The following is a 25,293-nucleotide window of genomic DNA, read 5'->3' as shown; positions in this document are numbered from 1 at the left end:
ACTATTTAATCTGAATATTTGTTTTTCATTTTCCCCCTGCAAACGAAATGCAGGGGGAAGCGAACGCCGGGAGCCTTACTTTTCGTTGACGTGATAACCGCCACCCAGCGCCGAGGTTAGCTGGATGCTGGCATCAAGCCACTGGCCGTGCAGGCGTAACGCATTAATACGCTCCTGTAGCACCGGCAGCTTCGCCAGGCTGACCTTCGAACCCGGAATAATCCCGGCGTTCATCCGCGCCTGCGCCAGGTTAACCACCCGCATGGCGTCTTTCTCCACCTGCGCCTGCCGCTGGCTTTTCGCCATCAGCGTTTCCACCTGGCTGGCGGTTTTTGCCACCTGGTTTACCGCATCAACCACCGCTTTGTTGTATTTCGCCACCGACAGACCATTCTGCGCGCTGGCGATATCCAGATTGGCGTTTAACCGGCCGCTGTCAAAAATCGGTAGCGTCAGCCCGGCCGTCACGCCCATCTGATTCGCCGAGTGGCGGAACAGATCGCTTAAGTGCAGCGCATCCTGTTGCAGGAACGCCATCAGATTGATATCGGGATAGAACGCCGCTTTTGCCGCGTCGATTTCGCTCAGCGAAGCCTCGATATACCAGTGTGCGGCCTGCAGATCCGGACGGCGGGCTAACAGCTCATAGCCCAGCCGGGACGGCATTTTGCTGGCCACGGCGGGCAGCGTAGCCGGACGCAGGTTCAGCGGCTGGCTCTGGGCGTTGGTTAAGGCCATAAGCCGGGCCTCAATCTCTTTCATATTGCCTTCAACGTCGGCCAGCTGCTGATCGGTTTTACCCACGTTAATGTCGTTTTCCGCCCCTTCAGCGGAGTCGGTGATGCCATGCTCATACAACGAGGTGTCAACGCTGACAATCGTATTCTGTTCGCTTTTTACCTGCTCCAGCACGCCGTGAATGGCCGCTTCGGTCTGCCACTGCCAGTACAGACGAGCCACGCTGCTGGCCAGCAGCTCGCGGGTCTGCGCCAGCTCGGCCACCTGCGCCTTCACTTCCCCAATGCGTGCTTGCACTTCGGCGCGGTTTTTTCCCCACAGGTCAAGATCCCAACCGGCGGTCAGGCCAAAGGTGCCGTTGGTGTACCACGGGCCGGTATTGCCGTCGGTATCGGTAGCAAACGGCCCCATCAGACCTTCCGCCGACATTTTCTGTCGTTCGAGATCGGCACCGAAATCGACTTCCGGCCCCAGCGCCGATTTCGACATCCGCGCCTGCGCTTCCGCAAGCTTGATGCGCTGTTCAGCAATCTGCATATCCGGAGCATTCGCCAACGCGCGACGAATCAAGTTATTGAGCTGGGCATCATGATAGTCTTGCCACCACTGACTCTGCGGCCAGCCGTTCTTCAGCGCCGCGGGTAAGGTCGTTGTCACCTGTGAAGCCGGCATCTGCGGCGTCATCGGGTTGCCAATATCATGCGAAGGGGCGCAGCCCGCCAGCGCGAGGAGCAGGGTCAAGCCAGACAGCGCGCGTGTTTTCAGAGTCAGGTTCATGAGATACGTCGGTTAAACACAGAGGCGGCTATCATAAATTAAATGATCGCCTTCCTTTTAGTAACGCGTGTGGGAACACAGACGGACACACTTAACGACAGCCACAAACATTTCGCCTTCAGGGAGTGAACATGAGTCAGAATATTTACGACGACCCGCAGTTTTTTGCCGGTTATGCCACGCTCGACCGTTCGGTCAAGGGGCTGGACGGCGCGCCGGAATGGCCCGCGATACAGGATATGCTGCCGTCGCTCGCCGGTTTACGGGTTGTCGATCTCGGCTGCGGCTACGGCTGGTTTTGCCGCTGGGCGCGCGATCAGGGCGCCGCTAAGGCCACCGGATACGATCTCTCCAGCCTTATGCTGGAGCGGGCGCGGGAGATGACCGACGGCGCAGACATTGAATACCGTTGTGAAGATTTGCAGACCCTCACGCTTGCCGCTAACAGCTGCGATATGGTGTACAGCTCGCTGGCGCTGCACTATTTGCCTCATATTACCCCGCTGCTCACCTGCGTTTATCAGGCTCTGACGCCGGGTGGTACACTGCTATTTTCCGCAGAACACCCTATCTATACCGCCCCGCTCAAGCAAGGTTGGCAGGAAGATGAACAGGGGCAGAAAAGCTGGCCGGTTAGCCATTATCAGCAGGAAGGCGAGCGTATCAGCAATTGGTTTGCCGACGGCGTGAAGAAGCAGCACCGGACGCTTGGCAGTTGGATCAACGCGCTGGTGGCCGCCGGATTTGTGATTGAATACCTGAATGAATGGGGACCAACGGCAGCGCAGATTGCCGTTAACCCAGCGCTGGGTGAAGAGAAAGAGCGGCCGATGATTTTTATTCTGCGCGCGCGTAAGCCAGCGTGAATTGGGAGGATTGCCGGATGGTGGCTACGCCTTATCCGGCCTACCAGAGGTGGGGATGCTTTTAGGCCGGATAAGCAAGCGCCATCCGGCAATTCACCGAGGCTTACGCTTTCAAGCTCGCGCCGTTGGTCGCAATCACCTCTTTATACCAGCCAAAGCTTTTTTTCTTACTGCGCGCCAGCGTGCCCGTACCATCATCATGGCGGTCGACGTAAATAAAGCCATAGCGTTTAGATATTTCCGCTTTTGACGCGCTAACCAGATCGATAGGCCCCCAACTGGTAAAGCCCATCAGCTCAACGCCGTCTTCAATCGCTTCGCGCGCCTGCACCAGATGATCGTTCAGGTAGCTAATGCGGTAGTCATCATGAATACTGCCGTCGGCGTCCACGCTATCCTTCGCCCCCAGGCCATTTTCCACGATGAACAGCGGTTTTTGATAACGATCCCACAGCACGTTCAGCAGCGTGCGCAGGCCTAGCGGGTCGATCTGCCAGCCCCACTCCGAGCTGGCCAGATGAGGGTTTGGCACCATGTTGAGGATATTGCCGCGCGCCTTCTGATTCAACGCTTCATCAGCGGTGACGCAGCCGGTCATATAGTAGCTGAAAGAGATGAAATCAACGGTGGAGCGCAGCGCTTCACGGTCGGCGTCGGTAATCGCCAGCGTAATGCCGCTATCGCGCAATTCCCGCAGCATATAGCCCGGATAAGCGCCGCGGCATTGGACGTCACCAAAGAACATCCAGCTACGATTTTCCTGCAATGTTTTAAAGACGTCTTCCGGTTTACAGCTCAGCGGATACACCAGTCCGCCCAGCAACATATTGCCGATTTTACCTTCCAGCACGATCTCATGGCAGGCTTTGACCGCGAGCGCGCTAGCCACCAGCTGATGATGGATGGCCTGGTACACCTCCCCTTTGCTACTGCCCGTCGGCAGGCCGACCCCGGTCATTGGCGCATGCAGCGACATGTTGATTTCGTTAAAGGTCAGCCACAGCTTCACTTTGCCTTTATAGCGCTCAAACACGGTACGTGCATAGCGCTCAAAGAAGCCAATCACCTGACGGTTGCCCCAGCCGCCGTAGTTTTTTACCAGCGCCCACGGCATTTCATAGTGCGACAGCGTCACCAGCGGCGTGATGTTGTATTTTGCCATTTCATCAAACAGTTTGTCGTAGAAGGCCAGCCCGGCCTCATTCGGCTGCGCGTCGTCGCCGTTCGGATAGATACGCGTCCAGGCAATGGACACGCGCAGGCAGTTAAAGCCCATTTCAGCGAACAGTGCGATATCTTCCGGGTAGCGATGGTAGAAATCGATAGCCACATCTTTCAGCGCGCTGTCACCCTCCACCCGTTCAACCACCTCACCAAACACGCCGTGCGGCTGCACATCGGAGGTGGACAGTCCTTTCCCCTCCTCCAGATATGCGCCCTCAATCTGGTTTGCAGCGGTGGCGCCGCCCCAAAGAAACGTCTGCGGGAATGTTTTCATCTCTCTCTCCTGTGATTAATGCGTAAGGGTCAGCAGCGGCTGGCCGGCCTGAACGGCGCTGCCGGCAACGATTTCCAGCCCCGGATAGTCGTCGCTGTTGCTGATAAGAATGGGCGTCACCAGATCGTAACCGGCGTCGAGAATTTGCTGGCGGTCGAAGGTTAAAAGCAGATCGCCCGCCTGAATTTTGTCCCCTTCCTGGACGTGCGCGGTAAACGGCGCGCCGTCGAGTTTGACGGTATCAATACCGACGTGGATAAGCAGTTCAATACCGCTGTCGCTTTGCAGCCCAATGGCGTGTCTGGTCTGGAAAATCGAGGCCACTTCACCGCTAAACGGAGCCATCACCTTGCCCTCGCTGGGAATGATGGCCACACCTTTACCCAGCAGACCGCTGGCAAACGTGGTGTCGGGTACCTGCTCCAACGCCAGTACGGTGCCGCTCATAGGGGCCAGCACATCCTTTTCCGTGGCCATCGCGACCGCGACCGGCGCGGCGGCGCTGCGCGGCAGCCCGGCAAAAAAGGTCAGCGCACAGGCGACAATAAAGGCTACCGCGGTGCCGATGAGCCCGCCCCAGACGCTGGCATCAATGCCGCCCGGTGGAATCATCTGCGCCGGGAAAAAGATATTGGGCAGACCGAACGAGAAGGCATAGCTATTACTGAACGCGGTAATGGCCCCGCCGAGCGCACCGGCTACGCAGCCGAAGATAAACGGGCGGCGCAGCGGCAGCGTCAGGCCGTAGATCGCCGGTTCGGTAATACCAAACAACCCGGCAGAAAACGCCGACCCTGCCAGCACTTTCTGGCGCACGTCGCGGGTTGCCAGAAAGATCCCCAACACGGCACCCACCTGTGCCAGCACCGCCGGCAGAACGATCGGCAGCATCGAGTCATGGCCGAGCACGGTCATGTTGTTGATCATCAGCGGCACCAGCCCCCAGTGCAGACCAAAGATCACGCAGACCTGCCATAACCCTCCCAGCACCGCCCCAGCCAGCCACGGCGCGACCACATAGATAATCTGGTAACCGTTCGCCAGCATATGGCTAAGCCAGGTCGCCACCGGGCCAATGATCAGGAAAGTCAGCGGAACGACAATGGCCAGGCAAATGGCCGGGGTAAAGAAATTTTTCATCGCCGAAGGCAACAGATCGTTGCTACGTCGCTCAATCCAACAGCTGACCCAGGCAGCAAGAATGATAGGGATCACCGACGAGCTGTAGTTGATAAACGTCACCGGTATACCGAGGAAATACTCCGCCGTCGCCCCCGGGGCCTGGGCCGCTTCAAAGGCCTGTATCATCAGCGGATGCGTTAGCGCGCCGCCAATAACCATGGTAATAAACGGGTTGCCGCCAAATTTTTTCCCCGCGGTATAACCGAGAAACAGCGGGAAGAAGAAGAACAGCGCGTCGCTGGCGGCAAACCAGATTTTATACGTCGCCTGCTCCGGGCTTAGCCAGCCGCACGCCAGCGCCAGCGCCAGCAGCCCTTTCAGCAGACCGGTGGCCGCCATCACACCGATAAACGGTGCAAAAATACCGGAGACGATGTCGATAAGCTGGCCCAGCAGCGACGTTTTCTCCCCCTTTTCCGCAACCGGTTCGCTGTCATCGGTGATTCCAGCCTCATGGCGCACCGCCTGCCAGACATCATGAACGTGATTACCAATCACCACCTGAAACTGGCCGCCGCTCTCGACCACCATGATCACCCCAGGGTGCGCCTTCAGGGCCTCGGCATCGGCTCTGCCGCTCTCTTTCAATTTAAAACGCAGCCGTGTGGCACAGTGAACCAGACTCACAATATTCTCTTTGCCGCCGACGTGGCGGAGAATATCCTGCGCGAGTGCTTTGTATTTCATGCTGTATTCCTTGACCGGGTATAAAAAACAAAAAAACCCGAGCACGCCGCCGGGTAGCGTCGCGCTCAGGTTTTGCCTGCGTAATGCAGTAACAATCCAGTTTTAAAGGGGTTAACGCCCCTCTTTTCTCACCCGTTCAATATGAATGGCGAGAAACATAATCTCTTCCGTCGTCAGCGCACGCTGATAGCCGTTTTGCAAATGCAGCGCCACCGTTTCCGCGCACTTCCACGCCTTGGGATAATTGTCTTTCACCGCGCTATGCAGCTCCGCGTCGTCATCCTCTACTACCGTGCGCGTCAGCATTCGCTGGGCGAAAAACTTAAGATGAGTCACAAAGCGCTGGTAGCTTAATGACTCTTCGTTGTACTCAAGATGCAGCTGATACTTCACCAGCTGGAGAATCTCCTGCATCACTCGGGTGACGTGCATCACCTCAGGCATTTCGCTATTAAGCTGCGCGGTCACCAGATGCAGGGCAATAAAACCGGCTTCATCCTCCGCCAGCGACACGCCCAGGCGCTGCGCAATCAGCGCACGCGCTTCCTGGCCGAGCGCAAACTCTTTCGGGTATAGCCGTCGGATCTCCCACAGCAGCACGTTACGCAAGGCTACGCCCTTTTTCTGCCGCTCAATGGCGAAGTGGCAATGGTCGGTCAGCGTGATATACACGCTTTCCTGCAGCTTGCCGAGCCGTTCGCGCGCCCGTTCGATAATCCGGTCGCAGGTGGTCATCACCTCAAGCGGTATCTGACTGAGTAGTTCACTTAAACGCCCCACCAGCTCATCGCTCTGCAGGGCAAAAATTTTCTCGATTTTCGACTCATCCAGTGAATCGCCGACGCGTTTCTGAAAGGCCAGCCCTCGCCCCATCACCACCTGCTCACGCCGGTGTTCATCCAGAACCACCACCACATTATTATTAAGTACTTTGGCGATCTGCATTTACGAACCCCAGAAACAAAAAAACCTGACTTCTGACAAAGGTCAGATAATCAGGTTTTGCCTGCCGTAGCAGTAACAATCGGCTACGAGTATTTCATTTAAAAGTGGATTGACTCAATAGCGCAGAGAGAAAATTGTGATGCCGATCGGATAGTTTATCCGCGCCAATCGTTGATAACCCGAGCAATCAGCCGCGATTCTTGCAGCGCGCGCACGGCGGTAAACAGCTCAGAGGCCTCGGCGTACTCTTTGCGCAGGTAGCCCAACCACTGTTTGATGCGCGCCACGTGATACAGCCCGGTGTCGCCCTGTTTTTCCAGGCGAGTGTACTTTTGCAGCAGTTCTACCACCTGCGGCCACGGTAGACGCGGCGCGTTATATTTGATGACCCGGCTTAAATTCGGCACGTTTAGCGCACCGCGGCCAATCATCACCGCGTCGCAGCCGGTCACGGCCATGCACGCCTGCGCGCTGTCATAATCCCAGATTTCGCCGTTAGCAATCACCGGAATCGACAGACGCTGACGGATGTCTGCGATCGCCTGCCAGTTAATGCGCTCGGCCTTATAGCCGTCTTCTTTGGTGCGCCCGTGCACCGCCAGTTCAGTGGCCCCCGCCTGCTGTACCGCATCGGCAATTTCAAACTGCCGGGCGCCGCTGTCCCAGCCGAGGCGCACTTTCACCGTCACCGGCAGGTGCGCAGGCACCGCCGCGCGCATCGCCTTCGCCCCCTGGTAGATAAGCTCCGGGTCTTTGAGCAACGTCGCCCCGCCGCCGCTGCCGTTAACCGTTTTCGACGGGCAGCCACAGTTGAGATCCACGCCCCACGATCCCAGCTCCACGGCGCGCGCGGCGTTCTCCGCCAGCCACGCAGGGTATTGCCCTAAAAGCTGAATGCGTACGCGGGTGCCGGAAGGAGTACGGCTGGCGTTATGCAGCTCGGGGCACAGCTTATAAAACGATTTTACCGGCAATAGCTGATCCACCACGCGCAGGAATTCGGTGATGCACAGATCGTAATCATTCACTTCAGTCAGCAGCTCGCGCACTAATGAGTCGAGCACGCCTTCCATCGGCGCCAGTAAAACACGCATATTGTTATCCGGAAAAAAAAGAGGCGCTATGGTAACGTCTCTGCATCCAGCTTTCCACTGCCAGGAATGCGCCAATTATTGACACATCAGGAGGTGAATCATGAAGTCCAGGGATATCCAGCTAAAGACCATCCAGCCGCCGCGCGGATTCAGCGATGTACCGCCGGTTATGCTGACCGATGCCACCCTGCTTGAGCGCAAAAATAAGCTGCTCGAACGGATGCAGGAAGAACGCTTCGATGCGCTGGTGATTTACGCTGATAAAGAACACGGCGGTAACTTTGAGTACCTGACCGGGTTTATTCCGCGCTTTGAGGAAGGGCTGCTGGTGCTGCATAAGTCCGGGCACGCCACCGCCATCCTCGGCAATGAAAACCTGAAGATGGCCGCCCATTCGCGCATTCCGGTCACGTTGAAGCACTGCCCGCTGTTCTCGCTGCCCAATCAACCAATGGACAACGAAAAACCGCTGGCGCAGCTGTTCAGCGAAACGGGGCTGAGCGCGATGTCAAAAGTGGGGCTGGCGGGCTGGAAGATGTTTACCGCCACCGGCAGCGATAACGCTAAGCTCTTCGATCTGCCGTGGTTTATCGTCGAGGCGATAAAACAAAGCACGCACGCGGATCTGGTCAACGCAGCGCATCTGTTTATTCGCGGTGATAAAGGGGCGAGAACGGTCAATAACGCCAACGAAATCGCCCATTATGAGTACGGCGCTAACCTCGCCTCCCGCTGCATGCTGGCGGCGCTGGATGCCGTTGAACCGGGCGTGCGTGAGGTCGAACTGGGCGCCCTGCTCGCCGCCGAAGGGCAAGCGCCATCGGTGGTCACCATCGCCGCAGCCGGGCAGCGTTTCGAGAAAGCCAACCTTTATCCTTCGTGGAAAAAGGTCGAACGAGGACAGCCGTTGTCGATGACTACCGGGTTTAAGGGCGGGCTCTCCAGCCGTACCGGGTTCGTGATTGCCGATAAGAACGAACTGCCGGAAAACCAGCGTGATTATCTGGCGCGCGTGGTGAAGCCCTATTTTGGCGCCGTGGCGACGTGGCTCGAAAATATCAGCGTTGGGATGCCGGGCGGCGAGCTGTACGATTTAGTCGAGCGCGCGCTGCCAAAAGCTCAATACGGCTGGCACCTGAATCCGGGGCACCTGAGCGCGGATGAGGAGTGGATGTCATCGCCAATCTACCCTGGCTCGAGCGAGACGCTGAAAAGCGGCATGGTGATGCAGATTGATATTATTCCCTCGGTGCCGGGGTATACCGGAACCAGCGCGGAAGAGAGCGTGGCGCTGGCCGACGCAACGCTACGCCAGCAGATAGCACAGGAGTATCCAGCACTGTGGGCACGCATCGAGGCGCGGCGGGGCTATATTCGCGAGACGCTGAATATTGCATTAAGCGATGACGTCCTGCCGTTGTCGAATGCGGTGGGATATTTACGACCCTTTATGCTGGCCAAAGATAAAGCGCTGGTGATGCAGGCCGGATAAGGCAATGCCGTCATCCGGCAATCTGCGCGAGTGGTGCCTGATGGCGCTGCGCTTATCTGGCCTACGGAATATCCGGCCGCACGCGACCATGCAGGCCGGATAAGGCTACGCCGTCATCCGGCAATGTGCGCAGCTTATCAGGCCAACAGGATCTGTCTTCACTACGCTAAATTAACGCGGTTGCAGGCAGTTATCCTCTTTCCAGCCGTACAGCCACTCGATGCCGCGATAGAACTCGTCCTGGGTTTTACCTTTCCACAGCAGGTTACGCACCTGGCGTTCAACCCCTGCCGCGTGGTACAGACGCCCCATTTCACGCGTAGACCACACGATGCGCGCCGTACGCGGAATACGTACCGACTCATACAGCGCAAACGCTCGGGCGGCATCGCCGTCGCATTCGGTCAGCGCTTTGCCTAAGGTCACCGCATCTTCCAGCGCCATACAGGCACCCTGCGCCATATACTGCGCTACCGGATGCGCGGAGTCGCCCACCAGCGTGATGCGATCGTTGCCCCATTTCTCTACCGGCTCACGATCGGCGGTAGACCAACGGCGCCAGGTGGTCGATTTATCCAGCATCTGACGAGGACGCGGGTGAATGCCTTTAAAGTACGACAACACCTCTTCTTTGCTCCCGTCGCGTACGCCCCACTCTTCCGTTTCACGGCTGTGGAAGGTCACCACGAGGTTGTACTGCTTACCACCGCGCAGCGGGTAATGAACCAGATGGCAGTGCGGGCCAGCCCACAGCACCGGCGCGTTGATGCGCAGGTCTTCCGGCATATCCTCACGCTCAACCACGGCGCGATAGACCACGTGCCCGGTCACGCGCGGCGTGTCGCTGAGCAGACTCTGACGCACCACCGACTTCACGCCGTCGCAGCCGATCAGAATATCAGCCGTCCAGCTGTTGCCTTTATCATCAAACACGGTGACATCGTCCGCCGTCTGGCGGATATCCGTCACATGGGTCGAGGTGCGATATTTCACGCCAGGGTGCTGTAGCGCCGCTTCCCAAACGGTGGCATGAATATCCACGCGGTGAATAACCGCATACGGGCCGCCGAAATGGTCACGGAATGCCTGACCCGTTTCGATACTAATCACTTCTTCACCGTTGACCGCATCCATCATGGTGATGTGATCGGTAAAGACCGCACGTTGACGGGCGACCTCACCGACTCCCAGGCTGTCGAGCGCCGAAAACGCATTTGGCCCTAACTGGATCCCGGCACCGATTTCGCCGATTTCATGCGCCTGCTCCAGCAGCATCACCTGAATGCCCTGGCGCGCCAGCGACAGCGCGGTAGCCGCACCGCCGATACCGCCGCCGACAATAATTGCACGCGTTACTTTAGCCATCATAATTCTCCTTCTCAGACTACGCCGGGATTTTGTCCTGCTGGTTTTCAGGGGCCGCGGCGATAAACGCCGGCAGCGCGGTACAGGCATCATAGACCGCTTTACAGCGCGGGAACCCGCTCAGATCGCAGCCCATACGCTCAGCGTTAGCCCACTGCGGCACCAGGCAGCAGTCGGCTAGCGTCGGCGAATCGCCCACGCAAAACGCCCCTGAATGGCTACGGCGCAGCAGCTGTTCCACTGCGCTTAGCCCCTGCTGGATCCAGTGTGCATACCAGCGTTTTTTCTCTTCTTCACTGACCTTCAGCTCATCGCTGAGGTAGCGCAATACGCGCATGTTGTTGATGGGATGGATGTCGCAGCAAATGGCGTACACCACTTCCAACACGCGCATGCGCTGTGGATCGTTCGCCGGTAGCAGCGGCGTCTGCGGGAAATGTCTGTCCAGCCAGTCAATAATCGCCAGCGATTGCCCCAGCGATTCACCGTCGTCGGTGACAAGCGCCGGTACCAGCCCCACCGGGTTGAGGCGTCGGTACTCCAGCGCGTTCTGCTGGCCAATACGAATGTTGACGCCCACCGTCTGATGGTCAATGCCCTTCAGCGCCAGCGCAATGCGCACGCGGTAAGAGGCCGAACTATTAAAAAAACTGTACAGCTTCATCGCTCACCTCAAACAATTTTCACCGTGATTGGCGTTAAACCTTCCACGTTACCGGTGATGGTTTCGCCCTTCACCACGGCGCCAACGCCTTCCGGCGTACCGGTGAAGATCAGATCGCCCGGCTGCAGTTCGAAGAAGCCAGACAGGTAGCTGATGGTTTCTTTGACGTCCCAGATCAGATGCTCAATATCGCTGCGCTGACGGTCTTCGCCATCAACCTGCAGCCAGATTGGCGCTTTTTCCAGAGACGGCGCATCGGCTACTTTGTGCAGCGGTGCAATCGGGGCAGAGAGGTCAAAGGCTTTGCCGATTTCCCACGGGCGGCCCATCTGGCGCATTTCCATCTGGCGATCGCGGCGGGTCATATCCAGACCGGTGGCGTAGCCCCAGATGTACTCTTCCGCTTTCTCCAGCGGGATATCGCTGCCTTTTTTACCAATCGCGACGACCAGTTCAATTTCATAGTGATAGTTGTCGGTCTGCGCCGGGTAGGCCAGGTTCAGCGTTTCACCCGCCGCAACCGGCACCACGGCATCTGCCGGTTTACAGAAGAAGAACGGCGGCTCGCGATCCGGATCAAAGCCCATTTCACGGGCGTGCGCAGCATAGTTACGGCCAACGCAGTAAACGCGGCGTACCGGGAACTGCTCATCGCTGCCCACAACCGGAATCGCCACCGGCGCCTGAGGTTCAAATACGTATTTGCTCATCTTTCTTCTCCTGAATTAATAACGCGCTTCGCGGAACAGTCCCAGGGCTTCCTGGACAGGTCTATCCGAGAAACTGAATAACACGGTCTCTTCTGGCGTGTTGAACGACACGCTGTGCCAGGTCGGCACGACAAAAATATCTTTCGCTTTAAAGCTGAAGGTCTGCTCGCCAATGGTCACCTCACCGCTGCCCTCCACCACGTGGTAAATGGTGCTGTCGGTGGTGCGCGCCTGACGCGACTGGAAGCCTTTCGGCAGCAGCTGCAGGAAGGCCCCCATCGACGGCATCGGATAGCCGCCGGTGACCGGGTTGACGTAGCGCATCTTATAACCGTCCCATTCATCGGCCTCGCCCATACGGGTCAGGTCATGCAGGGCATCGCGGCTGCGGTCATAGCGATAGTTGAAAATAGGCGATGAGTTGCCAACCTGGTGGCGCAGCGGCAGCATGTTGGCCGCGTAGCGCGGCAGATAGTCGCCTTCTTTACGCGTGACCGGCTGCTGATCCTCCGGGTAGTCTTCGGCGAAGCCGCAGCCAAGGTAGTTCACCAGCGGCAGATCCAGGCCATCCAGCCAGATAACCGGTTCTGAACCCGGGTTGCCGTGATCGTGCCAGCGCCACTGCGGGGTCAGGATAAAGTCGCCCGGGCTCATCTGAGTGCGTTCGCCGTCGACGGCGGTAAACGCGCCGTGGCCTTCAACCACAAAGCGCAGCGCCGACTGGTTATGGCGGTGACTCGGGGCGACTTCACCCGGCATGATCAGCTGTAAACCCGCGTACAGCGACGAGGTAATGGATGACTGGCCGCGCAGGCCGGGGTTTTCCAGCACCAACACGCGGCGTACCGCCTCTTTTGCGCCAATCAGGTTGCCGCTTTCCAGCAGCAGCGGGCGAATTTCCTGATAGTTCCAGTAGGCCGGCGCGCAGTTAGCATTTGGCGTTTTAGGCACCAGGTGATGCAGCGACTCCCACAGCGGCGTCAGGTTTTGCCCTGAAATGTGCTGATAGAACTGCTGGCGATCGTGTTTTACGTCCGAGGTCATTATTATTCTCCTTAACTTTTCACCGCGCCCATCACAGGCTGCGATTCGGGTACTCGGGAAGGTCGGCGTACGACCAGCGTCAGCAGCGTAAGCATGACGGCGCTAACGGCGGCCGGTACGGCGATAACAAAAAACAGGGTGTCGAATGAGAAGTTCATCGCCATCATCATGCCGCCGGAGACGGAGCCGACGATGGCGCCGCAGCGGCCGACGGCGTTAGACCAGCTCACGCCGGTGGCGCGGCTTTGTGTGGGGTACAGCGTGGCGGTCAGCGCATTAAGCCCAACCTGCGATCCGCTGATACCGATACCGGTGCCAAATATCGCCAGCGCCATCATCCACAGGCCGTTTTCACTCAGGCCAATCATGACGATACACACCGCGCCCAGCGCATAGCTGACGGCCAGCACCCAGAAGGGATTGAATTTATCCATCAGCACGCCCAGCATCAGCGCCCCTAGCGTACCGCCAACCTGGAAGGCTGCGGTAACCCAGGAGGCATGCTGCAAATCGATGCCGCGATGGTTCAGCAGCGTCGGCATCCAGCTGGAAAGCAGATAGATGATCAGCAGACTCATAAAGAACACCACCCACAGCATCAGCGTGATGGTGAGCTGACGCCCGGCAAACAGCTGGCTGATGCTGCCTTTCTGGGTAGCTGCCGGTTCGTCGAGCCAGAATTCAGTCTCTTCATAACGCTCGCCGGTCATTGCGCTCACGGTGCGGGTAATCTGCGCCTGTGGACGCTGGCGGCGAACCAGCCAGCGCGGCGATTCCGGCAATGCGGCCAACAGCCCGAAGAACAAGACCAGCGGCAGCACGCCGCCCAGCACCAGAATGCCGTGCCAGCCAATCACCGCCACCAGCTGCGCGCTGACGATACCGCCCAACGCCGAGCCGAGAGTAAAACCGCAGAACATCAGGGTAACCAACGCGCCGCGACGGCGTGTAGGCAGGTATTCAGAGGTCATGGTGATGGTATTCGGCATCGCACCGCCAAGGCCGAGACCGGTTAAGAAGCGCAGGACAATCAACGCTTCCAGATTCGGCGAGAAGGCTGACAGCAGGCTAAAGAGGCCAAACAGCGCCACGCAGCATTCGATAACGCGTTTGCGCCCGAAGCGGTCGGACATCGGCCCGCACAGCAGCGCGCCAGCGGTTAAGCCCAGCAGACCTGCGCCAAAGAGCGGCGCCAGGTCAGCGGCAGTCAACTGCCAGTGGTCGCGTATTGCTGGAGCGATAAAGCCGATGGCGGCGGTGTCAAAACCGTCCATCATCACCACCAGAAAACAGCAAATGATGACGCGCCACTGCATCGCGCCGATAGGGGCGGCGTCGATTAGCGCCTGAAGTTCACGTCGTTGCGTCATAGGGAAGGCCTCGAAAATGCAGGTTATCCATTTATTCGCCGTTCGCGCGTCTGGCCCGAACGGCACAGGGTAAGATGTTTCTTTTTTTGCTTTTATGTTGCTATTTTGTGATAAGAGAAATGAGTTGTACAATGGCATTTCATGCCTAACCATAACCTGGAGGTTATATCTGATGGCAGACTGGACGCAGAAACTGAAGCTACATCATTTGCATATTCTGGTGGCGCTCGGCGAGCAGGGAAATCTGACCCAGGTGGCGAAGATGATGCACATCACCCAGCCTGCGCTGTCGAAATGGCTCACCCAATTTGAAGAGGAGCTGGGTCTGACGCTGTTCGAACGGCACAGCAAAGGGCTGCGTCCATCGGAAGGCGGTAAACTGCTGCTTCAGCACGCCCAGCGGTTGATCAACGATATCGAGCGTTCACAGTTTGAGATGGAGCGATTTAAGCAAGGAGGGCTGGTCGGCAGCCTGAAAATTGGCTGCTCGCCGGTGGCAACCGACTGCGTCTCCCACGCCATTTTCCCGCTGCTGGCCGAAATGCCGACGCTGCATCTCAATATCGAAGAGAAAGTCATGACCCCGCTGCTGCACGATTTGCAGTCGGGCGTGGTGGACGTGGTGGTCGGGCGCATCGGCGGCCGGGCGCTGGAGCTGCCGTTAAACTACGAAGTGCTGTACACCGAGCCGGTATGTTTTGTCTCACGTCCCGACCATCCGCTGGCGCGCCTTCCTCGTCTGGGTTGGAACGACCTGGCGCCGTGGCGCTGGATTGTCTGGCCGAACGGAACGCCTATCCGCCAAAGTATTGACAACGCGCTGGTAGAAAACGGCGTCATGCTGCCGGAAAATACGATTGAATCGGCATCGATGAACGTGAGCGTCAACCTGCTGCAAAGCAGCGATATGATCTCTATTCTGTCTTTGCGTCTCGCCGAGCGCTACCAAAGTCAGGGGCAGCTGTCGATTCTGGCGCTGCCGCGCATTGAGCAGAAAGGCAGCGTTGGCGTATTCTGGCGTAAGAAGGATCTACCGTCGCTGGCGCTGAGCCGTTTTCTCCACTATTTATCGCACCCGGTACAAAGCGAGAGCTAGCCCCTTGCACTGGGCCTGATGTTCCGCGTGTCTATATCAGGTATGCTCAGATTTCATGATGTGATCGGTAGCACATTTTAGGGTTTAATTGTATGATGAATGCATTCCACCAAAGGTGAATCCCATGCTCAAATCACTGAATCTTATCTGGCAATACCTGCGTGCATTCGTGCTGATTTACGCCTGTCTTTATGCCGGAATTTTCGTTTCATCGCTGCTGCCGATTACCATTCCCGGCAGCATAATCGGCATGCTTATTCTTTTCGTCCTGCTGGCGCTCCAGGTTCTGCCCGCCAAATGGGTTAACCCCGGCTGCTATGTGTTAATTCGCTACATGGCGCTGCTGTTTGTCCCGATTGGCGTAGGCGTCATGCAGTACTTTACCCTGCTAAAAGCTCAGTTTGGCCCGGTCGTAATCTCCTGCACCATCAGTACGCTGGTGGTGCTGGTGGTGGTGAGCTGGAGCTCACATCTGGTGCACGGTGAACGTAAAGTCGTTGGGCAAGAAGAGGCGGATAAATAATGTTGCATTATATCTGGTGGTCCCTGCCGCTAACCCTGGTCGTGTTCTTTGCCGCTCGCCGGCTGGGCGCACGCTTTAAAATGCCGCTGCTCAACCCGCTGCTGGTGTCGATGGTGGTGATCATTCCGTTCCTGATGCTGACCGGCATTCCGTACGATCGCTACTTTAAAGGCAGCGAAGTGCTGAACGACCTGCTGCAACCGGCGGTGGTGGCCCTCGCCTATCCGCTCTATGAACAGCTGCACCAGATTCGCGCCCGCTGGAAATCTATCATCACCATCTGCTTTATCGGTAGCGCGGTGGCCATGATTACCGGGACTTCGGTCGCGCTGATGATGGGCGCATCACCGCAAATCGCGGCGTCTATTCTGCCAAAATCCGTCACCACGCCGATTGCAATGGCGGTCAGCGGCAGCATCGGCGGGATTCCCGCCATCAGCGCCGTGTGCGTGATTTACGTCGGGATCCTCGGCGCAGTATTTGGCCATACCCTGCTCAACCTGATGCGTATCACCACGAAAGCCTCGCGCGGACTGTCAATGGGTACCGCATCGCACGCGCTGGGGACCGCACGCTGTGCAGAGATGGACTATCAGGAAGGCGCATTCAGTTCGCTGGCACTGGTTATCTGCGGGATTATCACCTCGCTGATTGCCCCGTTCCTGTTCCCGATCATTCTGTCGGTGGTGGGATAAAACGAGACAAATCACACATTTTCAAATGCAATTACATACGTTGCATTAACAATGAGATATTGATCACTAATTGAAGCGTTCGTGCCCCGTACACTACCATTCCATTACAACGTTACGAGGCACAACGCCATGCACCCACGTTTTCAATCTGCTTTTACGCAACTGGCGGCAGATCTGCAGACCGCTATCGCCCCGCTGTTAGCCGATCCGCACTTTCCTGCTCTGCTGACCGCCGAGCAGGTCTCTTCGCTGCAAAAGGCGACGGGGCTGGACGAAGACGCGCTCGCTTTCGCGCTCCTGCCGCTGTCTGCAGCCTGCGCCCGCGCGGACCTCTCCCATTTTAACGTCGGCGCGATTGCCCGCGGCGTCAGCGGCACCTGGTACTTCGGCGGCAACATGGAGTTTCTCGGTGCCACCATGCAACAAACGGTTCACGCTGAACAAAGCGCCATCAGCCACGCCTGGCTGCGCGGCGAAAAAGCGCTGCAGGCCATTACCGTTAACTACACGCCGTGCGGCCACTGCCGTCAGTTTATGAACGAGCTGAACAGCGGGCTGTCGTTGCGTATTAACCTGCCAGGCCGTCAGCCGCATACGCTGAAAGACTACCTGCCGGATGCGTTCGGGCCAAAAGATCTCGATATCAAAACGCTGCTGATGGATGAGCAGGATCACGGCTATCCGCTTGAAGGCGATGCGCTGGCACAGGCTGCTATTCAGGCCGCTAACCACAGCCACACCCCGTACAGTCAAGCGCCTTCCGGCGTAGCGCTGGCGCTGCGTGATGGTACGATTTTCAGCGGCAGCTATGCAGAAAACGCGGCGTTTAACCCAACGCTGCCGCCGCTGCAGGGCGCACTAAACCTGCTGAGCCTGAACGGCTACGACTACCCGGATATCCAGCGTGCCGTTCTGGCCGAACGCGCCGATGCGCCGCTGATTCAGTGGGATGCCACCGCCGCGACGCTGAAAGCGCTGGGCTGCCACAATATCGATCGCGTGCTGTTAGGTTAACGATGTAGGCCTGATAAGCGTAGCGCTATCAGGCGAACTGGAGCAGATTGCCGGATGGCGGCTTTGCCTTATCCGGCCTACAAACGGCAATCCGTCTCCGTTGTCTAATTTCCCCGCAATTAAACGATGGTTTCTTGCTCTTGCCCGACGGGTACAGTAGCCTGATGTCTCCCTCGTCGACTATTGAGCCAAGTGAATGTTAAAGCGTGTGTTATACAGCCTGTTAGTCCTGTGCGGCCTGCTGCTGTTGACCGTGCTGGGTCTTGACCGTTGGATGAGCTGGAAAACCGCACCCTATATTTACGACGAGCTTCAGGATCTTCCCTACCGCCAGGTGGGCGTGGTGCTCGGCACCGCGAAGTATTATCGCACCGGCGTTATCAATCAGTACTACCGCTACCGCATTCAGGGCGCGCTCAACGCCTATAACAGCGGCAAGGTTAACTATCTGCTGCTGAGCGGTGACAACGCGCTGCAAAGCTACAACGAGCCGATGACCATGCGCCGCGACCTGATTAAAGCCGGCGTTGCGCCGGAAGATATCGTGCTGGATTACGCCGGTTTCCGCACGCTCGATTCCATTGTGCGCACGCGTAAGGTGTTCGATACCAACGATTTCATTATCATCACCCAACGTTTCCACTGCGAGCGCGCGCTGTTTATTGCACTGCATATGGGGATTCAGGCGCAGTGCTACGCCGTGCCGTCGCCGAAGGATATGTGGAGCGTACGTCTGCGCGAATTTGGCGCCCGCTTCGGCGCGCTGGCCGATCTGTATCTTTTCAAACGCGAACCGCGCTTCTTAGGCCCGCTGATTCCCATTCCGGCCCAGCAGGAAGTCCCCGAAGATGCGCAGGGCTACCCGGCGGTGACGCCGGATCAAATGCTGGAGCTACAGAAGAAGAAATCCGCCGCTAAGGTTGATGAGTGATATCGGTGTCACACATCACGTAAAATGCGAATAACGCGCGATCTCAGGTACGTAGCTTGTCTTTATCGTGTTTGCTGCCGGAGGCCATTCTGATGATGCCGTCGATTGGCTTTAAATTGATGACAGACAAACTGGCACGGTGGGACAGCTATGAATGCGCAAAATAAAACAGAGTAAACCTCCGCTTCAGATAAATTTCTCTAATGGATTCTCATTGCGCAAACAGTTCCTATTTGCATCTTATGTATTCCTGCTATCTCCGAAAAAACACAGTATAAATAGGGCTATTTGTGAATGCTTTCACAGACCCCTCCCCTTCATCCGCTTAGCCTGCCAGTAGTTGTTTCACTTTATTTGCCTTAATTAAACTAATCATTAAGGGAGCCATCATGTCACAACACGAATATCAGGCTGAGCTGATTCCCGCCTTTACGCCGCTATTGGCGATCAAAGAAGCTTCCCGCTGCCTGCTGTGCCACGACGCGCCGTGCAGTCAGTCTTGTCCGGCGGAAACTGACCCGGGCAAGTTCATTCGTTCAGTCTATTTCCGCAACATTAAGGGCGCAGCCGAAACCATTCGGGAAAATAATGCGTTAGGGGCCGTGTGTGCACGAGTCTGCCCAACGGAAAAGCTGTGCCAGCAGGGCTGCTCGCGCTCGGGAATCGATACACCGATTGATATCGGCCGCCTGCAGCGTTTTGTCACCGATTTTGAGCAGCAAACGGCAATGCAGATTTACCAGCCGGGCCGTAAGGATAAAGGCAAAGTCGCCATTATTGGCGCGGGCCCTGCCGGATTACAGGCCAGCGTGACGCTCACCAATTTGGGTTATGACGTTACCCTGTTCGAAAAAGAAGCCCAGCCGGGCGGCTGGCTGCGGCACGGCATTCCGGAATTTCGCCTGCCGCAAAAGGTCCTGGATACTGAAATTGCGCGCATCAGCGAAATGGGCGTGACGATTCGCTGTGGCTGCGAGGTTGGCAAAAACCTGACGCTCGCCGAGCTAAAAACCGACTACCGCGCCGTACTGCTGACCGTTGGGATGTCCAAAGGCTCGACGCTGCCGCTGTTTAACGACGCCAGCCAGGTCGAAATTGCCGTCGACTTTCTCCAGCATGCTCGTACCTCTGGCGGCAACATCAGCGTACCGCAAAGCGCGCTGATTGTCGGCGGCGGCGACGTGGCGATGGACGTGGCCAGCACGTTGAAAATACTCGGCTGCCCGTCCGTCACCTGCGTAGCGCGCGAAGAGATGGCCGAATTCCCGGCAAGTGATAAAGAGTTCACTACCACCCAGGCACTAGGCGTGTCAATTATTGATGGCTTTACGCCTGTCGCCGTGACGGGCAACAACGTCACGTTCCAGCACGTTCGCCTGCCCGGCGAGCTGACGCTGACGGCAGAACGTATTTATCTCGCCGTGGGTCAACACGCCGAATTAGAGGCCTTTGCGGGGATTCAGGCGCAGCGCAATATCGTGGAAACGCACGACTACCAGACCCGCGATCCTCAGCTGTTCGCCGCGGGCGATATCGTCAAGGGAGATAAAACCGTCGTCTACGCCGTGAAGACCGGGAAAGAAGCCGCTCAGGCCATTCATCACTATTTAGAGGAGGCATGAACATGTTAACTAAAGATCTGTCGGTCACCTTCTGTGGCGTCAAATTCCCTAATCCGTTCTGTCTCTCGTCTTCACCGGTAGGCAACTGCTACGACATGTGCGCCAAGGCCTATGACAGCGGCTGGGGCGGTATCGTGTTTAAAACTATCGGCTTCTTTATTGCCAATGAAGTCTCCCCACGCTTCGATCATTTAACCAAAGAAGACACCGGGTTTATCGGCTTTAAAAACATGGAGCAGATTGCCGAACACCCGCTGGCGGAAAACCTGGCGGCGATCCGCCAGCTCAAGCAGGACTATCCCGATAAAGTGCTGATCGCCTCGATCATGGGCGAAAATGAACAGCAGTGGCAGGATCTGGCGAAACTCGTCGAAGAAGCCGGTGCCGACATGATCGAATGTAACTTCTCATGCCCGCAGATGACCTCCCACGCGATGGGCAGCGACGTCGGGCAAAGCCCGGAGCTGGTAGAGAAATACTGCCGGGCGGTGAAGCGCGGCTCTTCTCTGCCCATGCTGGCCAAAATGACGCCAAACATCGGCGATATGTGCGAAGTGGCGCTGGCGGCCAAACGCGGCGGTGCCGACGGTATTGCGACCATCAACACCGTTAAATCGATTACCAATATCGACCTCAATCGAAAAATCGGTATGCCGGTGGTCAACGGCAAATCCAGCGTCTCCGGGTATTCCGGCAAGGCCGTGAAGCCGATTGCGCTGCGCTTCATTCAGCAGCTACGCACTCACCCCGAACTGAAGGACTTCCCTATCAGCGGGATCGGCGGGATTGAAACCTGGGAAGACGCCGCCGAGTTTTTACTGCTGGGCGCAGCGACGCTGCAGGTCACGACCGGCATCATGCAGTACGGCTATCGTATCGTCGAAGATATGATAAGCGGCCTCTCCCACTACCTTCACGATCAGGGCTTCCATTCGCTTGATGAGATGATTGGCCTTGCCAACCACAACATCGTACCGGCCGAAGACCTTGACCGCAGCTATATCGTCTACCCGCATATTCATCAGGAAAAATGCGTCGGCTGCGGCCGCTGCTATATCTCCTGCTACGACGGTGGGCATCAGGCGATGGAGTGGAATGAGGAGACCCGCACGCCACATTGCAATACCGAAAAATGCGTCGGCTGCCTGCTCTGTGGACACGTCTGCCCGGTGGCCTGCATTAGTCTTGGGGAGATAGCCTTTAAACCGGGTGAAAAAGCGCACGCCGTCGCGCTTTAATCCCTTCGACCTGGTCTGCAAAATCAAAAGCCCGGCTTTTTTCGCCGGGCTTTTCTTATGTTTCTCTTGCTACGCTTATTTCTTACGTGCGTATTTCAGGGAGTCCAGCGCCACGGCGAAGATAATGATCCCGCCCTTGATGATGTACTGCCAGTAAGGGTTCACGCCGATATAGGTGAGGCCGTAGTTGATAACGGTGAAGATAATGACACCGGTCACTACGCCCAGCACGGTACCTACGCCGCCGCTGAACGATACCCCGCCGACCACGCAGGCCGCAATCGCATCCAGTTCATACATAAAGCCAAGGTTGTTGGTCGCCGAGCCGATACGGCCCGCTTCCAGCATCCCGCCGAAGGCATAGAACACGCCGGACAGCGCATAAATCACCAGCAGGTTCAGCGCCACGTTAACGCCGGAAACTTTCGCTGCTTCCGGGTTGCCGCCGATGGCGAAAATATTTTTACCAAAGCGGGTTTTGTTCCACAGGATCCACACAAAACCAACGGCGATCAGCGCGTAGAAGGTGATGTAGGATAAGCGGAAGCTCCCCAACGCAATAAAGCCCTGCGTGAAGGTGGAGAAGCCGCTGTCAAAGCCGGAAATTGGCGATGCGCCCACGAAGTCATAGTACAGGGAGTTAATACCGTACACGATGATCATGGTACCCAACGTGGTGATAAACGGCGTCACGTTCAGATAAGCAATGATAATACCGTTAATCAGACCAATCACCGCGCCAATGGCGCAAACGATCAGGATAACCACGAAGATAGGCATGGTCGCCATCTCCGGGAATACCTTATTGGCATTCTCCATCGACTGTAACAGCGTCGCCGCAATAACCGCCGCCAGACCCACCTGGCGACCCGCCGACAGGTCGGTACCCTGGGTCACAATCAGCCCCGCCACGCCCAGCGCAATGATAATACGTACCGAAGACTGGGTCAGAATGTTACTGAGGTTCAGCAAACTCAGGAACGTTGGGTCCTGGATAATAATAATGGCCAACAGAACCAAAAGAACGACGTAAATACCGCCATCTTTGAGATAGGTCAGAAAGCTTTTTTTATTTAACGCACTCATGTCGAGCCCCTGCGATTAAAGGTGCAATGACGCAAGACGGAGAATTTCGTTTTGCGTTGTTGTTTTTGTTTCTACAATACCGGCAACCAGGCCATTACTCATGACAAGGATGCGGTCAGTAATACCCAGTAGCTCAGGCATTTCTGAAGAAATAATAATGATCCCTTTATCTTTCTTCGCCAGCTCAGCGATCAGTTGATAAATTTCAAATTTCGCGCCAACGTCAATACCGCGGGTGGGTTCATCGAGCATCAGAATTTCTGGTTGAGTCAATAACCAGCGGCCAATAATAACCTTCTGCTGGTTACCGCCCGATAGTGAACCAATCTGAGTATGGTGCCCCGGCGTTTTCACGCGCATAGAGTCAATAACCCACTGGGTGTCGCTCTTCATGCGCGAATTATCCAGCAGGCCAATTTTGTTTTTATAGCTCTTAATATTTGAAATTAATGAGTTAAAACCGATATCAAGATAAGCGTAAATCCCGGTTGAACGACGTTCTTCGGTCACCAGGGCGAAACCGTTATTAATGGCTTCATTGGCGTTATGGTTGTTGATTTTCTTCCCGTGCAGTGTAATGGTGCCGGAAGATTTCTCACGGACGCCAAACAGCGTTTCCACGATATCGGTACGCTTGGCGCCCACCAGCCCGGCAATCCCGAGAATCTCGCCTTTGCGCAGCTGGAACGAGACGTCGCGAATCGACGGCTGACGCAGCGAGGTCAGGTGCTGAACATCGAGAATCACCTCACCCGGCTTATTCTGGCGATCGGGGAAGCGCTGGTTCAGCGAACGGCCCACCATCATGGCGATAATCTTGTCCATATCCAGCCCTTCCAGCGGCTGGGTGGCGATCCACTGCCCGTCGCGCAGAACGGTAATTTCATCACACAGCTGGAAGATTTCTTCCATCTTGTGGGAGATATAGACAATGCCACAACCGCGATCTTTCAGCTTACGGATAATGGTGAACAGATGGTTCACCTCTTTCTCCGTCAGCGATGAGGTTGGCTCATCCATAATCACGATTTTCGCGTTATAGGAGAAGGCCTTGGCGATTTCAATCATCTGCATCTGTGAGACGGATAACGTGCCCACGCGGGCGCGCGGGTCAATATCAATATCCAGCTCATCAAAGATGGCTTTGGTATCACGGTACATTTTGTCCTGATCGACAAACACGCCTTTGGTGGGGTAACGCCCCAGCCACATGTTATCCATCACGGAACGCTGTAATACCAGGTTAAGCTCCTGGTGCACCATCGAAATGCCGTTTTCCAGCGCCTCTTTGGCAGAATGGAAATCAATTTCTTTACCCTGGAAGAGAATACTGCCGGAATCTTTTTGGTAGATCCCAAATAGGCATTTTAATAACGTTGATTTGCCCGCACCGTTCTCACCCATTAATGCATGGATAGAGTGCGGGCGAACTTTCAGGTTAACATTATCGAGTGCTTTTACGCCCGGAAATGACTTGTTGATCTGGCTCATTTCCAACAAGAATTCGCCAGACGGCTCTCTATTATTGTTGTCCATATATATACCTGGCTGCGATAATTCTGCGTCAGTATTTTTGGGGCGCACGGACGTACGCCCCATATATTTAAAGATTACTTACCGGTGAATTGGCTAAGGTTGTCTTTATCTACGCCAACGTAAGGTACGCGGACGATTTTGTTTTCGATTTTCCAGTTAGTACCGTCAGCGGCACCTTTGCCTTCAGCCAGGTTTTTCGCCAGATCGAAGGTGGCTTTCGCCTGGTTGTTAGCATCGTTCAGCACGGTACCGGCCATCGCACCGGATTTCACCAGCGCCAGCGCTTCTGGCAGGGCATCCACGCCGAATACCGGGATGGAAGATTTGTTGTGCGCCTTCAGCGCTTCTACTGCACCCATTGCCATCGCATCGTTGTTAGCGATAACCACTTCAATTTTGTTGGCGTTCGGGCCGGACAGCCAGGCGTCCATTTTGTCTTTAGCCTGAGCGGTATCCCACATGGCGGTATCCAGCTGCAGCTGTTGGGTTTTCAGACCTTTGTCATTCAGCTCTTTGATAACATAGGTGGTACGCGCTTCAGCATCCGGATGGCCCGGTTCGCCTTTCAGCAGCACGAACTGAATCTGACCGTCTTTGTTCAGGTCCCAGTTCGGGTTTGCCGCCCAGTGTTTAGCAATCAGGTCGCCCTGGATAATGCCGGATTCTTTGGAGTCGGTGCCCACATAAAACGCTTTGTCATAGCTATCCAGCGCTTTACGAGAAGGTTCTTTGTTGAAGAAAACGATCGGCACGTTCTGGCCGCGCGCTTTTTCAATGACCGTACCCGCAGCCGCCGGGTCAACCAGGTTAATCGCCAGCGCTTTCACGCCTTTTGCCAGCAGAACGTCAATCTGATCGTTCTGTTTGGACTGGTCGTTCTGGGAGTCGTTCATCAGCAGCTGAACGTCCGGGGCGGACTTGCCGTCTTTCTCAATCGCCTTGCGCACAACGGACATGAAGTTGTCGTCGTATTTATAAATCGTCACACCGATACGCGTATCGGCAGCGTGCGCTGCGGCACCGAAAAACATGCTGGCCATCAGAGCAGACAGGGTTAACACCTTCTTATTCATGGTATCTCCGGTTTTATTATGCAGGGTAGTACGGGTGAAAATAGTCG

Annotated in this window: 21 protein-coding genes and 1 pseudogene; 9 read left to right on the top strand and 13 right to left on the bottom strand. The window is 56.3% G+C overall.

Annotation, left to right across the window (positions count from 1 at the left end):
* Positions 1-75: 75 nt before the first annotated feature.
* Positions 76-1,515, bottom strand: coding sequence for a multidrug resistance outer membrane protein MdtQ (mdtQ, locus tag H7R56_RS08470; RefSeq protein ID WP_106924425.1), 1,440 nt, complete (start codon positions 1,513-1,515; stop codon positions 76-78).
* A 131-nt stretch (positions 1,516-1,646) separates the two neighbouring features.
* Between mdtQ and H7R56_RS08465 the strand changes: the two genes are divergently transcribed.
* Positions 1,647-2,381 carry a class I SAM-dependent methyltransferase gene (locus H7R56_RS08465; RefSeq protein WP_106924424.1) on the top strand — a complete coding sequence of 245 codons (735 nt, stop codon included), beginning with the start codon at positions 1,647-1,649 and terminating at the stop codon, positions 2,379-2,381.
* Positions 2,382-2,484: 103 nt separating this feature from the next.
* On the opposite strand, the gene H7R56_RS08460 is transcribed toward H7R56_RS08465, so the two are convergent.
* The 4 genes and pseudogenes from H7R56_RS08460 to dusC all read right to left on the bottom strand — a co-directional run bounded on the left by H7R56_RS08460 (position 2,485) and on the right by dusC (position 7,787).
* The gene (locus H7R56_RS08460) at positions 2,485-3,879 is read right to left on the bottom strand and encodes a glycoside hydrolase family 1 protein (protein WP_106924423.1); all 1,395 of its coding nucleotides are present in this window, start codon (positions 3,877-3,879) and stop codon (positions 2,485-2,487) included.
* Positions 3,880-3,894: 15 nt separating this feature from the next.
* A pseudogene (gene bglF, locus H7R56_RS08455) lies at positions 3,895-5,833 on the bottom strand (PTS beta-glucoside transporter subunit IIABC).
* Between the two features lie 26 nt (positions 5,834-5,859).
* Entirely contained in the window at positions 5,860-6,693 is an 834-nt protein-coding gene (gene bglG / locus H7R56_RS08450) for a transcriptional antiterminator BglG (protein ID WP_106924421.1), read from the bottom strand.
* Between the two features lie 155 nt (positions 6,694-6,848).
* The gene (gene dusC, locus H7R56_RS08445) at positions 6,849-7,787 is read right to left on the bottom strand and encodes a tRNA dihydrouridine(16) synthase DusC (protein ID WP_106924420.1); all 939 of its coding nucleotides are present in this window, start codon (positions 7,785-7,787) and stop codon (positions 6,849-6,851) included.
* Positions 7,788-7,887: 100 nt separating this feature from the next.
* On the opposite strand from dusC, the gene H7R56_RS08440 reads away from it, so the two are divergent.
* Positions 7,888-9,279: a M24 family metallopeptidase gene (locus tag H7R56_RS08440; protein WP_106924419.1), complete on the top strand. Its 1,392-nt coding sequence runs from the start codon at positions 7,888-7,890 to the stop codon at positions 9,277-9,279.
* 171 nt (positions 9,280-9,450) lie between these two features.
* Here H7R56_RS08440 and H7R56_RS08435 read toward each other — a convergent pair whose 3' ends face one another.
* From H7R56_RS08435 to H7R56_RS08415, 5 genes are read right to left on the bottom strand one after another with little or no spacing between them, the layout of a single operon-like run.
* Positions 9,451-10,644 (bottom strand): 3-hydroxybenzoate 6-monooxygenase, encoded by a 1,194-nt coding sequence (locus H7R56_RS08435; RefSeq protein ID WP_106924418.1) that lies wholly within the window; start codon positions 10,642-10,644, stop codon positions 9,451-9,453.
* A 19-nt stretch (positions 10,645-10,663) separates the two neighbouring features.
* On the bottom strand, positions 10,664-11,308 hold the full coding sequence (gene maiA, locus H7R56_RS08430; protein ID WP_106924417.1) for a maleylacetoacetate isomerase: 645 nt from the start codon (positions 11,306-11,308) through the stop codon (positions 10,664-10,666).
* Positions 11,309-11,316: 8 nt separating this feature from the next.
* Positions 11,317-12,018, bottom strand: a complete 702-nt coding sequence (locus H7R56_RS08425) for a fumarylacetoacetate hydrolase family protein (RefSeq protein ID WP_106924416.1) — start codon at positions 12,016-12,018, stop codon at positions 11,317-11,319.
* A gap of 15 nt (positions 12,019-12,033) precedes the next feature.
* A complete protein-coding gene (gene gtdA / locus H7R56_RS08420; RefSeq protein WP_106924415.1) occupies positions 12,034-13,062 on the bottom strand; it encodes a gentisate 1,2-dioxygenase in 1,029 nt (342 codons plus the stop codon).
* 11 nt (positions 13,063-13,073) lie between these two features.
* Positions 13,074-14,432 carry a 3-hydroxybenzoate transporter MhbT gene (locus H7R56_RS08415; RefSeq protein WP_106924414.1) on the bottom strand — a complete coding sequence of 453 codons (1,359 nt, stop codon included), beginning with the start codon at positions 14,430-14,432 and terminating at the stop codon, positions 13,074-13,076.
* Positions 14,433-14,604: 172 nt separating this feature from the next.
* On the opposite strand from H7R56_RS08415, the gene H7R56_RS08410 reads away from it, so the two are divergent.
* The 7 genes from H7R56_RS08410 to preA all read left to right on the top strand — a co-directional run bounded on the left by H7R56_RS08410 (position 14,605) and on the right by preA (position 21,551).
* Positions 14,605-15,528, top strand: a complete 924-nt coding sequence (locus H7R56_RS08410; protein WP_106924413.1) for a LysR substrate-binding domain-containing protein — start codon at positions 14,605-14,607, stop codon at positions 15,526-15,528.
* Positions 15,529-15,652: 124 nt separating this feature from the next.
* Positions 15,653-16,051, top strand: coding sequence for a CidA/LrgA family protein (locus tag H7R56_RS08405; protein ID WP_106924412.1), 399 nt, complete (start codon positions 15,653-15,655; stop codon positions 16,049-16,051).
* On the top strand, positions 16,051-16,746 hold the full coding sequence (locus tag H7R56_RS08400; protein ID WP_106924411.1) for a CidB/LrgB family autolysis modulator: 696 nt from the start codon (positions 16,051-16,053) through the stop codon (positions 16,744-16,746). The genes H7R56_RS08405 and H7R56_RS08400 overlap by 1 nt, the downstream gene beginning before the upstream one ends.
* Positions 16,747-16,875: 129 nt before the next feature.
* Entirely contained in the window at positions 16,876-17,760 is an 885-nt protein-coding gene (gene cdd, locus H7R56_RS08395) for a cytidine deaminase (RefSeq protein ID WP_106924410.1), read from the top strand.
* A gap of 196 nt (positions 17,761-17,956) precedes the next feature.
* Positions 17,957-18,691: an outer membrane permeability protein SanA gene (gene sanA / locus H7R56_RS08390; RefSeq protein WP_106924409.1), complete on the top strand. Its 735-nt coding sequence runs from the start codon at positions 17,957-17,959 to the stop codon at positions 18,689-18,691.
* Positions 18,692-19,080: 389 nt separating this feature from the next.
* Positions 19,081-20,313 (top strand): NAD(P)-dependent oxidoreductase, encoded by a 1,233-nt coding sequence (locus H7R56_RS08385; RefSeq protein ID WP_106924408.1) that lies wholly within the window; start codon positions 19,081-19,083, stop codon positions 20,311-20,313.
* Positions 20,314-20,315: 2 nt separating this feature from the next.
* On the top strand, positions 20,316-21,551 hold the full coding sequence (gene preA, locus H7R56_RS08380; RefSeq protein ID WP_106924407.1) for an NAD-dependent dihydropyrimidine dehydrogenase subunit PreA: 1,236 nt from the start codon (positions 20,316-20,318) through the stop codon (positions 21,549-21,551).
* Positions 21,552-21,626: 75 nt separating this feature from the next.
* Here preA and mglC read toward each other — a convergent pair whose 3' ends face one another.
* From mglC to mglB, 3 genes are all read right to left on the bottom strand, one after another.
* The gene (gene mglC / locus H7R56_RS08375) at positions 21,627-22,637 is read right to left on the bottom strand and encodes a galactose/methyl galactoside ABC transporter permease MglC (RefSeq protein ID WP_106924406.1); all 1,011 of its coding nucleotides are present in this window, start codon (positions 22,635-22,637) and stop codon (positions 21,627-21,629) included.
* A 15-nt stretch (positions 22,638-22,652) separates the two neighbouring features.
* Positions 22,653-24,173, bottom strand: coding sequence for a galactose/methyl galactoside ABC transporter ATP-binding protein MglA (mglA, locus tag H7R56_RS08370; protein ID WP_106924405.1), 1,521 nt, complete (start codon positions 24,171-24,173; stop codon positions 22,653-22,655).
* Positions 24,174-24,247: 74 nt separating this feature from the next.
* Positions 24,248-25,246 (bottom strand): galactose/glucose ABC transporter substrate-binding protein MglB, encoded by a 999-nt coding sequence (mglB, locus tag H7R56_RS08365; protein WP_106924404.1) that lies wholly within the window; start codon positions 25,244-25,246, stop codon positions 24,248-24,250.
* Between the last annotated feature and the right edge of the window lie 47 nt (positions 25,247-25,293).

It is taken from the genome of Klebsiella sp. WP3-W18-ESBL-02 (assembly GCF_014168815.1).
Taxonomy (GTDB): Bacteria; Pseudomonadota; Gammaproteobacteria; order Enterobacterales; family Enterobacteriaceae; genus Kluyvera; species Kluyvera ascorbata_B.
This window is presented reverse-complemented; position numbering and strand designations above follow the sequence as displayed.